Source organism: Achromobacter sp. 01N37 (assembly GCF_056399725.1).
Genome location: NZ_JBFTRX010000001.1, coordinates 702,439 through 715,547, shown reverse-complemented (window position 1 = coordinate 715,547; position 13,109 = coordinate 702,439). Strand labels below are relative to the sequence as shown.

At 65.0% G+C, this 13,109-nt stretch carries 13 protein-coding genes; 6 read left to right on the top strand and 7 right to left on the bottom strand.

Going from position 1 to position 13,109, the window contains the following annotated elements:
- The 4 genes from AC1DSJ_RS03130 to AC1DSJ_RS03115 all read right to left on the bottom strand — a co-directional run.
- A partial coding sequence (locus AC1DSJ_RS03130) for a carbohydrate ABC transporter permease (RefSeq protein ID WP_476760263.1) occupies positions 1–719 on the bottom strand: 719 nt, incomplete at its 3' end.
- Entirely contained in the window at positions 712–1,602 is an 891-nt protein-coding gene (locus AC1DSJ_RS03125; protein WP_441370994.1) for a carbohydrate ABC transporter permease, read from the bottom strand. The genes AC1DSJ_RS03130 and AC1DSJ_RS03125, both read right to left, overlap by 8 nt.
- A complete protein-coding gene (locus AC1DSJ_RS03120) occupies positions 1,599–2,687 on the bottom strand; it encodes an ABC transporter ATP-binding protein (RefSeq protein ID WP_441370993.1) in 1,089 nt (362 codons plus the stop codon). Before AC1DSJ_RS03120 ends, AC1DSJ_RS03125 begins: the two co-directional genes overlap by 4 nt.
- Positions 2,687–3,772, bottom strand: a complete 1,086-nt coding sequence (locus AC1DSJ_RS03115; RefSeq protein ID WP_427951967.1) for an ABC transporter ATP-binding protein — start codon at positions 3,770–3,772, stop codon at positions 2,687–2,689. Before AC1DSJ_RS03115 ends, AC1DSJ_RS03120 begins: the two co-directional genes overlap by 1 nt.
- 222 nt (positions 3,773–3,994) lie before the next feature.
- Here AC1DSJ_RS03115 and AC1DSJ_RS03110 point away from each other — a divergent pair, with 222 nt between their 5' ends.
- Together AC1DSJ_RS03110 and AC1DSJ_RS03105 are read left to right on the top strand one after the other, a co-directional pair.
- Complete coding sequence (locus tag AC1DSJ_RS03110) at positions 3,995–4,813, top strand: DeoR/GlpR family DNA-binding transcription regulator (RefSeq protein ID WP_217483338.1); 819 nt, start codon at positions 3,995–3,997, stop codon at positions 4,811–4,813.
- A gap of 105 nt (positions 4,814–4,918) precedes the next feature.
- Positions 4,919–6,514, top strand: coding sequence for a glycerol-3-phosphate dehydrogenase/oxidase (locus tag AC1DSJ_RS03105; protein ID WP_054421697.1), 1,596 nt, complete (start codon positions 4,919–4,921; stop codon positions 6,512–6,514).
- A gap of 79 nt (positions 6,515–6,593) precedes the next feature.
- Here the strand turns inward: AC1DSJ_RS03105 and AC1DSJ_RS03100 are convergent, their stop codons facing one another.
- The 3 genes from AC1DSJ_RS03100 to AC1DSJ_RS03090 all read right to left on the bottom strand — a co-directional run bounded on the left by AC1DSJ_RS03100 (position 6,594) and on the right by AC1DSJ_RS03090 (position 9,128).
- Complete coding sequence (locus tag AC1DSJ_RS03100; protein ID WP_342065990.1) at positions 6,594–7,220, bottom strand: HD-GYP domain-containing protein; 627 nt, start codon at positions 7,218–7,220, stop codon at positions 6,594–6,596.
- 166 nt (positions 7,221–7,386) lie between these two features.
- Complete coding sequence (locus tag AC1DSJ_RS03095) at positions 7,387–8,067, bottom strand: type 1 glutamine amidotransferase domain-containing protein (RefSeq protein WP_175169063.1); 681 nt, start codon at positions 8,065–8,067, stop codon at positions 7,387–7,389.
- Positions 8,068–8,078: 11 nt separating this feature from the next.
- The gene (locus AC1DSJ_RS03090; protein WP_175169064.1) at positions 8,079–9,128 is read right to left on the bottom strand and encodes an NADP-dependent oxidoreductase; all 1,050 of its coding nucleotides are present in this window, start codon (positions 9,126–9,128) and stop codon (positions 8,079–8,081) included.
- A gap of 163 nt (positions 9,129–9,291) precedes the next feature.
- Here AC1DSJ_RS03090 and AC1DSJ_RS03085 point away from each other — a divergent pair, with 163 nt between their 5' ends.
- From AC1DSJ_RS03085 to AC1DSJ_RS03070, 4 genes are read left to right on the top strand one after another with little or no spacing between them, the layout of a single operon-like run.
- Positions 9,292–10,026 (top strand): TetR/AcrR family transcriptional regulator, encoded by a 735-nt coding sequence (locus tag AC1DSJ_RS03085; RefSeq protein WP_441370992.1) that lies wholly within the window; start codon positions 9,292–9,294, stop codon positions 10,024–10,026.
- A complete protein-coding gene (locus AC1DSJ_RS03080) occupies positions 10,023–10,988 on the top strand; it encodes an HlyD family secretion protein (RefSeq protein WP_054421686.1) in 966 nt (321 codons plus the stop codon). The genes AC1DSJ_RS03085 and AC1DSJ_RS03080 overlap by 4 nt, the downstream gene beginning before the upstream one ends.
- Positions 10,985–11,965 (top strand): ABC transporter ATP-binding protein, encoded by a 981-nt coding sequence (locus tag AC1DSJ_RS03075; RefSeq protein WP_441370991.1) that lies wholly within the window; start codon positions 10,985–10,987, stop codon positions 11,963–11,965. Before AC1DSJ_RS03080 ends, AC1DSJ_RS03075 begins: the two co-directional genes overlap by 4 nt.
- Positions 11,962–13,107 carry an ABC transporter permease gene (locus AC1DSJ_RS03070; RefSeq protein ID WP_441370990.1) on the top strand — a complete coding sequence of 382 codons (1,146 nt, stop codon included), beginning with the start codon at positions 11,962–11,964 and terminating at the stop codon, positions 13,105–13,107. The genes AC1DSJ_RS03075 and AC1DSJ_RS03070 overlap by 4 nt, the downstream gene beginning before the upstream one ends.
- Positions 13,108–13,109: the final 2 nt, after the last annotated feature.

Sequence of the window (13,109 nt, the reverse complement as noted above, 5' to 3'; positions counted from 1 at the left end):
GCCAGCACGCCCCAGTCCATGCCGGAGGCCGACACGGTTCGGGTCATGGTGGCGACGATGGGCTTGGCGTTCACCGACGTGAGCGTGCGCGCCAGCAGCAGTTCCACCCAGCTGAACATGAAGCAGAAGAAGGCCGCCACGCCTACCCCCGACTTGATCAGCGGCAGGAAGATCGTCAGGAAAAAACGTGGAAACGAGTAGCCGTCGACATAGGCGGTTTCGTCAATTTCGCGCGGCACGCCCGACATGAAGCCTTCCAGAATCCACACGGCCAGCGGCACGTTGAACACCAGATGCGCCAGCGCCACGGCCAGGTGCGTGTCCATCAGGCCGAACGAGCTGTACAGCTGAAAGAACGGCAAGAGGAACACGGCGGGCGGCGTCATGCGGTTGGTGAGCAGCCAGAAGAACACGTGCTTGTCGCCGATGAAGCGGTAGCGCGAAAACGCATAGGCCGCGGGCAGCGCCACGGCCAGCGAGATCACGGTGTTGATGACCACGTAGATCAGCGAGTTGATGTAGCCCGAATACCAGGCCCGGTCAGTGAAGATGGTGCGGTAATGCTCGAACGTGAAGTCGCGCGGCCACAGCGTCAGCGTGCTGACGATTTCCGTATTGGTCTTGAACGACATGTTCAGCATCCAGTACAGCGGCAGGATGGCGAACACCAGGTACAGGATCAGGAAGGCGGAACGCCACCAGGTGGATTGGTCACGCATGGGGATGCTCCTCGTCCAGGCCGCCGGAGGTGCCTGCGCGCTGCATCCAGTTGTAGAGGATGAAGCACAGCAGCAGGATGATCAGGAAGTAGATGATCGAGAACGCCGCGGCCGGGCCCAGGTCGAACTGGCCCACGGCTTTTTGCGTCAGGTATTGCGACAGGAACGTGGTGGAGTTGCCCGGCCCGCCGCCGGTCAGCACGAACGGCTCGGTGTAGATCATGAAGCTGTCCATAAAGCGCAGCAGCACGGCAATCATCAGCACGCCGCGCATCTTGGGCAGCTGGATGTAGCGGAACACGGCCAGCCGCGACGCCCCGTCGATGCGCGCGGCCTGGTAGTAGGCGTCGGGAATGGCGCGCAGGCCCGCGTAACACAGCAGCGCGACCAGCGGCGTCCAGTGCCACACGTCCATGACCAGCACGGTCACCCAGGCGTCGAGGTCGTTGCCGGTGTAGTTGTAGTCCACCCCCAGCCAGGTCAAGGTGGCGCCCAGCAGGCCGATGTCGGTGCGGCCGAACACCTGCCAGATGGTGCCCACCACGTTCCACGGAATCAGCAACGACAGCGCGATGATGACCAGCACGGCAGAGGCGCGCCAGCCGCTGGCGGGCATGGACAGCGCCAGCAAAATGCCCAGCGGAATCTCAATGGCCAGCACCGCCAGCGAAAAGCCGATCTGCCGGAACAAGGCGCCGTGCAATTCTTCGTCCTGCAAGACAGCGGCAAACCATTCCGTGCCGACGAACACGCGGCGTTCGGGGGAAATGATGTCTTGCACCGAGTAGTTGACGATGGTCATCAGCGGCAAGATCGCCGAAAACGCCACGCACAGCACCACGGGCAACACCAGGAACCAGGCTCGATGATCGATGGGTTTCATGGGATCAGCACCTCGTCGCGATAAAAGCAGGTGTGCGGATTCAGCACCGACAGCCAGACCGTGCCGCCCGCCGCCACGGGCACGATGTTGCTGCCCAGCCTGGCGCGCACGGCGGTGCCTTCGAAGTCGGCCACCAGCAAGGTGTAGGTGCCCACGTCTTGCACGCGCTCCACCCGCATGGGCACGCCGCCGGCCGCGCCGGGTTCGGTGACGCGCAGGTATTCAGGCCGCACGCCCAGCTTGACGGGGCCGGCGCCTTCCAGCTTGGCGGCGAGCTCGCCGCTTGCTCCTTCCACCCGCGCCTGCCCTACCGTCAGCCCGCCCTCGCGCCACTGCGCTGGCAGGAAGTTCATGCCCGGCGAACCGATGAAATGGCCCACGAAGGTATGCGCGGGCCGTTCGAACAAGTCGTCCGCGCTGCCCACCTGCACGGCGCGGCCACGCGCCATCACCATGACCTGGTCGGCAAAGGTCAGCGCTTCGGTCTGGTCGTGGGTGACGTAGATCAGCGTCAGCTTGAATTCGTGATGGATTTCCTTGAGCTTTCTGCGCAACTCCCATTTCAACTGGGGGTCGATGACGGTAAGCGGTTCATCAAACAAAATCGCCGACACGTCGCTGCGCACCAGGCCCCGGCCCAGCGAGATCTTCTGCTTGGCGTCCGCCGTCAGGCCGCTTGCGCGCCGGTCCAGCACGGACGACATTTCCAGCATCTCGGCGATGCGGCCCACACGTTCGCGGATGCGGTCTGGCGGGATGCCCCGGTTGCGCAGCGGGAACGCCAGGTTTTCGGCCACCGTCATCGTGTCGTATACGACCGGGAACTGGAACACCTGAGCGATGTTGCGCGCCTGCGGCGTCTTGGCCGTGACGTCCTGCCCATCGAACAGAATCCGGCCATGCGACGGCTGCAGCAGCCCCGACACGCAGTTAAGCAATGTTGTCTTGCCGCAGCCCGATGGCCCCAGCAAAGCGTACGCGCCGCCATCGCGGAACGTGAACTTCAGCGGCAGCAGCGCGTAGTCCTCGTCGGTTTGGGGATGGGCGACGTAGGAATGGGAAAGGTCCAGCTCAATCTGCGCCATCAGGTCAGCTCCCCGGCGCCCGCGGGCTGGCGCGGCGCGGCCAGCAGCGCGCCGTCGGCGCCAAAGGCATAGGTCTGCGCGGGGTCGAAATACAGCTGCACGCGCTCGTCCAGCTTGTACCGGTGCACCCCCGGCAACTGCGCCACCACATCGCCCGCTGCGGTTTCGGCATGCACAAAGGTGTCGGAACCTGAAATCTCGGCCAGCTTCACCGTGCCCGGCAGGCTCAGGTGGCCCGCGCGCGGTTCCACATCCAGCGCGCCCGCCCGCAAGCCGGCGGTGATGTCGCCCCCGGCGTTGGCGGGCAAGTGGCGGTCCACCGCCAGCTCGCCTTGCAGGACGAAACCCGTGCCGGTGCGCCGCGCGGGAAACAGGTTCATGGGCGGGTCGCTGAACGCGCGCGCCACCCGGATGGAATTGGGCCGGTGAAAGACCTCGGCGGTGGGGCCGTATTGCAGCAGTTCGCCGGCATCCAGCACGGCGGTGTGGCCGCCCAACAACAGCGCTTCGCCCGGCTCCGTCGTGGCATACACCACGGTCGAGCGCCCTTCTGCGAACAATTCCGAAAGCTCGTCGCGCAATTCTTCGCGCAGCTTGTAGTCCAGATTGACGAGCGGCTCGTCCAGCAGGATGAGCGGCGCGTCCTTGACCAGCGCGCGCGCCAGCGCCACCCGCTGCTGCTGCCCGCCCGACAATTCAGACGGATAGCGCTCAAGCAAGTGGTCTATGTGCAGGCGCGCCGCCATGGCGCGAACTTTTTCGCGGATGTCCCGTTCGCCGCGCAGCTTCAGCGGCGACGCAATGTTGTCGTAAACCGACATGGACGGGTAATTGATGAACTGCTGATACACCATCGCGACGTTGCGCTGGCGCACGGGAACGCCTGTGACGTCGGCGCCATCGACCAGCACGCGGCCTTCGGTGGGCCGGTCCAGCCCGGCCATGATGCGCATCAACGAGGTTTTGCCGGCCAGGGTCACCCCCAGCAGCACCGTCATGGCGCCCGGAACCGGGGCCAGGCTCATGGGAGTCAGGTGCGTTTGCGAACCGGCGCGCAAACCTATCCTGTCCAGGGTCAGCTGCATCTAGTCTCCTCAACCTACTTATATGTCCCTGTTTTTACAAACGGACTTCGGCATTCGGTACAGCGCGGCACAACTTCCCAGCCGTTGCGCGCAGGGGCGCAACACGATGAGCATACTCTTTCAGATGGCTTTCGTTTTTTGTGCGTTTTACCGAAGAAGCGAACAAAAAACAATCTTGCAGTGCGGCATTATTTTTCGCTTTTGTTGTTTTATCATTCGCATATGACATTAAATCCACGACAGAGCGCCTTGGTCGAAATGGTGCGAGCCCAAGGCTCGGCCACGATCGAAGAACTCGCCAAACGCTTTGACGTCACGCTGCAAACCGTGCGGCGGGACGTGAACATCCTTTCGGAAGCCGGCCTGCTGTCGCGCTTCCATGGCGGCGTGCGCATTGAAGCGTCCACCATCGAGAACATTGCCTACCGCAAGCGCCAGGGCCTGCACGCGGCCGGCAAGCAGCGCATTGCCGAAGCCGTGGCGCGCGCCGTGCCGGACGGCTGTTCGCTGATCCTGAACATTGGCACCACCACCGAAGCCATCGCGCGCGCCCTGCTGCGCCATCGCGGCTTGCGCGTCATCACGAACAACCTGCATGTGGCGGACATTCTGTCTGACAACCCGGACTGTGAAGTCATCGTGGCGGGCGGCGTGGTGCGGTCGCGCGACCGCGGCATCGTCGGCGAAGCCACCATGGATTTCATCCGCCAGTTCAAGGTGGACATCGGGCTGATCGGCATTTCGGGCATCGAAGCCGATGGCACGCTGCGCGACTACGACTTCCGCGAAGTGCGCGTGGCGCGAACCATCATCGAGCAATCGCGCGAGGTCTGGCTGGCGGCAGACAGCAGCAAGTTCAAGCGCCAGGCCATGGTGGAACTGGCGCATATCTCGCAGATCGACCGTTTCTTTACCGACGCGCATCCGCAGGAACCGCTGGCGCAAGTGTTGCTGGATTCCGGCGTGCGCTGCGACGTTGCGGCGGCCCCGAATCCGGCTGGCGCAACCGTCACGACGACCTCCTCGGCAACCCCCGCTTGAATGTGAACGCCAGACCCGGGAGCGCCAGACCCGGGCCACCCGCCCGCCACTGACGCCCCGCACGAATCCACCCGTATTTAATTGGCGGCTTTGCCGCAACAACTTATGAACCAACCGCTAGCCAACGTCACCCCGCCCGATCGCAACCGCCTGTTGTCCACGCTGGACAACACGCCGTCCTGGGACGTCATCGTCATCGGCGGCGGCGCAACGGGCCTGGGCACCGCCGTGGATGCCGCCTCGCGCGGGTTTCGCACGCTGCTGATCGAAGGCGCCGACTTCGCCAAAGGCACGTCAAGCAAAGCCACCAAGCTGGTGCACGGCGGCGTGCGCTATCTGGCGCAAGGCAACGTCAGCCTGGTGCGCGAAGCGCTGCACGAACGTGGCCTGCTCAACCGCAACGCGCCGCATCTGGTGTGGCCGCTGGGCTTTGTGGTGCCGGCCTACAACCTGCTGGATCAGCCCTTCTACGGCATCGGCCTGAAGATGTACGACATGCTGGCCGGCAAGCTGAACCTGGCGCCCAGCCGTTGGCTGTCGCGCCGCGACACGCTAGCCAACGCGCCGACGCTGGCTGAAAAGGTCAACGGCCGCGGTTTGAAGGGCGGCGTGCTGTATTACGACGGCCAGTTCGATGACGCGCGCCTGGCCATGAGCCTGATGCGCACGCTGTTCGATCTGGGTGGCACGGCGGTGAACTACGTGCGCGCCACGGGCCTGACCACCAGCAACGGCAAGGTGGACGGCGTGACTGCCCAAGACGTGATCGGCGGCGCCAGCTTTTCGCTGCGCGCGCGTTGCGTGATCAACGCCACGGGCGTCTGGGTGGACGCCGTGCGCCGCATGGAAGACAAGAACGCGCAGACCATGGTGGCGCCCAGCCAGGGCGTGCACCTGACCTTGCCGCAGGATTTCCTGCCGGGCAAGCGCGCCATCCTGATCCCGAAAACCGACGACGGCCGCGTGCTGTTCGTGGTGCCATGGAATGGTCACACCATCGTCGGCACGACCGACACGCCGCGCAACGACCTGCCGCTGGACCCGGAAGCGGGCGCGCAGGATGTGGACTTCATTCTGAGCACGGCCGCGCGCTACCTTAGCCGCAAGCCCACGCGCGATGACGTCACCAGCGTCTGGGCGGGCCTGCGTCCGCTGGTCAAGGCTACGGGCGATGCGTCGACCAAGCAGCTGTCGCGCGAGCACACCATTCTGGTGTCCAACGCCGGGCTGGTGACGGTAACGGGCGGCAAGTGGACGACCTACCGCCGCATGGCGCAAGACGTGGTGGACACGGCGATTCAGCATCAGCTGCTGACGCAAGCCACCTGCCGCACCGAGTCCCTGCCCTTGCATGGCGCGTCGGGCCTGTCGCCTGCGCAAGAACACGCGGGCACGCCGGACAGCTATTACGGCAGCGATCTGGCCACGCTGAAGGCCTTGCCGGGCGCCGAGCGCATGCTGATCAAGGCCAGCGGCCTGACCGAAGCGCACGTGCGTTTCGCGGCGCGCTTTGAACTTGCGCGCAGCGCCGAAGACGTGCTGGCGCGCCGCAACCGCGCGCTGTTCCTGGACAGCGAAGCCGCAATGCTGGCCGCCCCGGAAGTGGCGCGCATCCTGGCCGAAGAACTGGGCCACGACGCAGCGTGGCAGCAACGCACGCTGCAAGATCTGGCCGTGGTGGCGGCGAAGTACAGGCTGTAATTACCGGCTGTAATTACCGGCTGTAATTACCGGCTGTAGTTAGCGCCTGTAGTTAGCGCCTATAACTACCGCCTGTCATTCACGGCACCCGCAACGGGCTGATCAGAATCATCGCTTCAAACACGCGCAGCATGTCGGGGTCGCATTTTGACCCCGCTTCGCGATTCAGGATGCGCATGATCTCGGCGTGCGACCGAGCAGGATGGTACGGCCGCGTATCGCCCAGCGCATCGTAGGAATCGGCCAGCGAAATAATGCGCGAGAGCATCGGGATGTCGTGTCCCGACAGCCCGGCCGGGTAGCCCGACCCATCGAAATGTTCATGATGATGCCGTACCGCCAGCGCGATCAGATCGCGCTGCGGCATGGCGCTGTGCATGATGATGTCGGCGCCGGTTGCGGCATGCCCCTTCATGATTTCCCAGTCTTCCGCTTCCAGCCGGTTCGGCGAAAACAGCACGCGGTCAGGGGTGCCGATCTTGCCCACGTCATGCAGGCGGGCGGCGACGGCAACGGCCGCTTGTTCGGATTCGCTCAGGCCGCAGGCTTGGGCCAGCGCCACACTTAAGGCGACCACGCGGTCGCAGTGGCGGCCGGTGGCGAGATCACGCGCTTTCATGGCCGCAAACAGCGCGGCCTCGCAGGAACCTGCGGCGGCATGACAGCCGCTGGAACCTTCGGGGTTTTCGGGTACGTCGGGAGGCATCAGGGAAGGCGCGCCGCTGCAACGGAGAGGCACGCTTGTGTCAGAAAGTAGCAATTCTGACACAGTGTGCCGAACTTCAACCCAAACAGACCAATGACCCGGCAAGCGGCGCAGATGCTGCCTTTGCCGCCGCCCCGCTCCAGCTGGCAACGATTTCAGGCCATTATCAGTTCTTCAGCCGCGCCAGCAAGGCCTGCGCCACTCCCACTGACGATGCCGGGTTCTGCCCCGTAACCAGCAAACCATCGCTGACCACATAGGGCTGCCAATCCGGCCCCTTGCTGTACACGCCGCCCAAGCGGACCAGTTCATCTTCCACCAGAAAAGGCACCACGTCGGTCAGTTGCACCGCCGCCTCTTCCGCGTTGGAAAAGCCCGTGACCTGGCGGCCTTGCACCAGCGGTTTGCCATCAGCGGTCTTCGCGTGGCGCAGCACGCCGGGCGCGTGGCACACCGCCGATACCGGCTTGCCCGCCGCCAGCATCGTTTCAATCAAGGCCACCGATTTGGCGTCTTCCGCCAAGTCCCACAAAGGGCCATGGCCGCCCGGATAGAACACCGCGTCGTAGTCCGCCGCCTGCACCTCGGCCAGGCGGCGGGTGGACGCCAATAGGCGCTGGGCCTCGGCATCCTGGCGAAAACGGCGCGTGTCGTCCGTCTGCGCGTCGGGGTCATCGCTCTTGGGGTCCAGCGGCGGCTGGCCGCCTTGCGGCGAGGCCAGCGTCACCGTCGCGCCCGCGTCGACAAACGCGTAGTACGGCGCGGCAAACTCCTCCAGCCAGAAGCCGGTCTTGCGGCCCGTGTTGCCCAGCGTGTCGTGGGAAGTCAGCACGATCAGGATTTTCATGTTGTGCGTCCTTAAGCTGCGGGTTGCTCGTCCGGGCCGACGCGCACAATGCGCTTGCCCGCGTTTTCGCCCTTCAACAGGCCCATCAAGCCGCGCGGCGCGTTCTCCAGGCCTTCAACCACGTCCTCGCGATACTTGATGCGCCCTTGCTGGATCAGCCCTTCCATCGCGTCACGGAATTCACCATAGCGATGCGCGTATTCGTTGAAGATGATGAAGCCCTGGAACGTCAGGCGCTTGGTCAGGATGGTGCGCATCAGCAGCGCCAGACGGTCGGGGCCTTCCGGCTGGCTGGTGGCGTTGTAGGCCGAGATCAGGCCGCAGACCGGCACGCGCGCACGCGGGTTCAAGAGCGGCAGCACCGCATCAAACACCGCGCCGCCCACGTTTTCGAAATACACGTCAATGCCTTGCGGCACGGCGCGCGCCAGGCGGCCGGCCAGATCGGGCAGCTTGTGGTCCAGGCAGTCGTCAAAGCCCAGCTCATCAACCACATAGCGGCACTTGTCCGCGCCGCCCGCAATGCCCACGACCTTGCAGCCGTGGATTTTGGCGATCTGCCCCACGACCGCGCCCACCGCGCCGCTGGCGGCGGCCACGACAACGGTCTCACCCGCCTTGGGTTTGCCGATGTCCAGCAGCCCCATGTAGCCGGTAAAGCCGGGCATGCCCAGCACGCCCAGCGAATACGACGGATGCTGCGGCTTGGCGCCCAAGCGCAACAGGCCCGCGCCATCGGACAAGGCGTAGTCCTGCCAGCCGGACTGGGCCAGCACCCATTCGCCCACGGGGAAATCAGGATGATTCGACGCCACCACGCGCGTGACGGTGCCGCCCACCATGGGCTGCCCCACTTGCACGGGCTCGGCGTAGGACGGCGCATCGCTCATGCGGCCGCGCATGTAAGGGTCCAGCGACAAGTACACAGTGCGCAGCAGCACCTGGCCGGGGCCGGGCTTCGGGACTTCGCCTGTTTCCAGACGGAAATCGCTGTCTGCCGGTTCGCCATGCGGGCGAGCGGCAAGCACGATACGGCGGTTGATCGACGGTGATTGCGACATGAATCCAGCCTCCTACGGGGGAAGCCGCCCGGGTCTTGCGGGCAAGGCCCGGGTGGCAAGATGGGGAACGGCCCATTACACCATCGAAGCCCCGCCCACTGTTTTGTAACCCTGGCGCTTGCTCCCCTTTTAATTAATTAAAGACTTAATTAAACTGCGGCCCATGTCTTCGCCCTCTTCCACCCCGCGCCGTCCCGGCCGCCCCGTGCGCCCCGACAACGCCGCCATGCGCGCCAACTTGCTCGACATCGCCACGGGCCTGTTCGCCGCCCAAGGCGTGGCGGCCACCACCATTTCGCATATCGCCCAGCTTGCGGCCGTCACGCCGGCGATGCTGCATTACTACTTCAAGAGCCGCGACCAGTTGATTGATGCCGTGGTGCAGGAGCGGGTCTTGCCGGTGATCGGCTTCGTGTGGGCGCCGGTGCCGTTGATGGCGGAATCCGCAGGCGACACGAACGCGGACCCCGCCGCCGCCGCACGCCGCTACCTGGTTGAAATCGTCAACCGCATCGTGCAGAGCGCCACCGAACGGCCGTGGCTGCCCGCCTTGTGGATGCATGAAGTCGTCAACGAAGGGGGCCAGTTGCGCGAACGCGTGTTGCCCCATCTGCCGTCAGAACGCTTGCAGGTGTTTGCGGGGCTTATTGCACAAGCCCAGGGCCAGGGCGGGATCACGCCGGGCGTGGAACCCCGGCTGGTGTTCCTGTCCATTCTTGGCCTGACCTTGCTGCCGCTTGCCACGTCCAACCTGTGGCGCCGCATCTGGCAAGGCGATGCGCAAGCGCAAGCGATCGACACCCGCGCCATCGCCGCCCACGCCATCGCCATGCTGACTGGCGGTTTGTTTTCGCCGCCGGCCCCGCCCACCCCCGCCCCCCAGGAATGCCAACCATGAGCATGCCGCGCCCGCTGTTGCATTGTTCTTTGCCCACGCTGGCGCTGCTGCTGCTGGCCGGTTGCGGCAACGACAGCCACCCCTTCTATCAAGGCTATGTCGAAGGCGATTACGTGTATGTGGCCTCGTCCGAAGCTGGCCGGCTGGATGCGCTGGCCGTCAAACGCGGGCAGCAGGTTGCAGCCGACGCGCCGCTGTTCACGCTGGAGGCCACGCGCGAACGCGCGGCCCGCGATCAGGCCAGCGCGCAATTGGCGGCGGCCACCGCGCAGCTGGAAGACATCGCCACCGGCAAACGCCCGGAAGAAGTGGATGTGAGCCGCGCGCAGTTGGCGCAGGCCGAAGCCGCCAGCCGCCGCTCGGCCGCGCAACTGCAACGCGACGCCGCACAATTCCGCATCGGCGGGATTGCGCGCGCGCAGCTGGACGACAGCCGCGAACAGGCGCAGTCGGACGCCGCCCGCGTGCGTGAACTGCGCGCGCAATTGGAAGTGGCCAACCTGCCCGGCCGGCAGGATCAGCGCCGCGCGCAGGCCGCCCAGGTCGATGCCGCGCGCGCCACACTCGCCCAAGCCGAATGGACGCTGGCGCAAAAGCAGCTGGGCGCCCCGGCGGCAGGCCAGGTGTTTGACACGATGTACCGCGTGGGCGAATGGGTGCCCGCCGGCAGCCCCGTCGTCAGCCTGCTTCCGCCCGGCAACATCAAGGTGCGCTTCTTCGTACCGGAAACGGTGGTGGGCGCATTGAAAGTCGGCCAGCAGGCCACCTTGCGCTGCGACGGCTGCGGCGACCCGATACCCGTGCATATCGACTACGTGTCGAATCAGGCCGAGTACACGCCGCCCGTCATCTACAGCCGCGAAAACCGCAGCAAGCTGGTGTACATGGTTGAAGCGCGCCCCACTCCCGACGCCGCCACGCGCCTGCATCCGGGCCAGCCCGTTGAGGCAACGCTGCAATGAACGCGCCGGACAACGCCCGCCCCGCCCCCAGCGCCGTGCCCGACCCCGGGCGCGCCGTCATCGACGTGCATGGGCTGAACAAGCATTTTGGCGACAAGCACGTCGTCAACGATGTGTCGCTGCGCGTGCAGGAAGGCGAGATCTTCGGCTTTCTTGGCCCCAACGGCAGCGGCAAGACCACCTGCATCCGCCTGATGTGCGGCCTGTTGACGCCCGACTCGGGCAGCGGCACCTGCCTGGGCTTCGACATCCTGCGCGAAAGCGCCGAGATCAAGCGGCATGTGGGCTACATGACGCAAAAATTCTCGTACTGGGATGACCTGACGATTCGCGAAAACCTGGACTTCGTGGCGCGCATGTATGGCATGCCGCAGCGCAACGACACCGTGGACCGCGCGCTGGAAGAGCTGGGCCTGCAAAGCCGCGCCAAACAGTTGACGGGGTCGCTGTCGGGCGGATGGAAGCAACGGCTGGCGCTGGCCGCCTGCCTGCTGCACGAACCGCGCCTGCTGCTGCTGGACGAACCCACCGCAGGCGTGGACCCGACAGCGCGGCGCGACTTCTGGGAACAGCTGCATGAACTGGCCGCGCGCGGCATCTCGGTGCTGGTCAGCACGCATTACATGGACGAAGCCGAGCGCTGCCACAAGCTGGCCTATATCTCGTATGGCCGTCTGCTGACGCAAGGCACGGCAGACGAAGTGATTACCGAACAGCACCTGACCACCTGGGCCATCCACGGCCATAACCTGGTGCCGCTGGGCAAGCGCTTGCGCGGCGCGCCGGGCGTAGACCAGACCGTCGCCTTCGGCTCGGCGCTGCACATCAGCGGCCGCGACGCCGAACTGCTTGAACGCACGCTGCGCCAGGCCATCGACGGCCAGGACCTGCGGCTGGAACGCATCGACACCAGTCTTGAAGACGTCTTCATCTATTTGATGAACCGGTCCACCGACAACTTCGCGAGCCCGCCATGATGCGCCATTTGCAGGGCTTTTCGTGGTCGCGCTGGTGGAGCATGGTGCTCAAAGAGTTCCTGCAACTGCGCCGCGACCGCATCACGTTCGGCATGATTGTGGGCCTGCCCATCATGCAGCTGGCGTTGTTCGGTTACGCCATCAATACCGACCCCAAGCTGATGCCCACGGCGGTCATCACCGCCGACCACAGCCCCTTCACGCGCAGCTTCATCGCGGCGATGAAGTCGTCAGACTATTTCCACATCACCGAAGAACTGGACAACGAGGAAGCCGGCCGCGCGGCGCTGGCGCAAGGCCGCGTGCTGTTCGTCGTGACGATCCCGCCGGACTTCTCGCGCCGCTTATTGCGCGGCGAGCGCCCCGCGTTGCTGATTGAAGCCGACGCCACCGACCCCATGGCCACCGGCATGGCGATTGGCGCGGCCACGCAGTTGACACAAGCCGTGGCGCAGAAGGACCTGACGGGGCCGCTGGCCGGACTGGCGGGCGGGCAACCCGCGTTCGACGTGCGCGTGCACCAGCTCTATAACGAAGAGCAGATCTCGCAATACAACACCGTGCCGGGCCTGATGGGCGTGATCCTGACGATGACGCTTGTGATGATGACGGGCCTTGCCATGACGCGCGAACGCGAGCGCGGCACGATGGAAAACCTGCTGGCCATGCCGGTGCGCCCGCTTGAGGTGATGACGGGCAAGATCGTGCCCTACATCGCTATCGGCCTGATCCAGGCCACCATCATTTTGCTGGCCGCGCACTTTGTGTTCCATGTGCCAATTCTGGGCAGCCTGTTGTCGGTGTATATGGCGGCGCTGCTGTTCGTGGCGGCGAACCTGACGGTGGGGATCACGCTGTCGTCGCTGGCGCAGAACCAGCTGCAAGCCATGCAGCTGACCATGTTTTATTTCCTGCCCAACATGCTGTTGTCCGGCTTCATGTTCCCGTTTCAGGGCATGCCGATGTGGGCACAGTACCTGGGCAACCTGCTGCCGCTGACGCATTTCAACCGGCTGATCCGCGGCATTCTGCTCAAAGGCAACGGCTGGTGGGACCTGTGGCCCAGCATCTGGCCGCTGATCCTGTTCACGGCCGTCGTCATGACCCTTGCCGTGAAGTTCTATCGCCGAACCCTGGATTGACG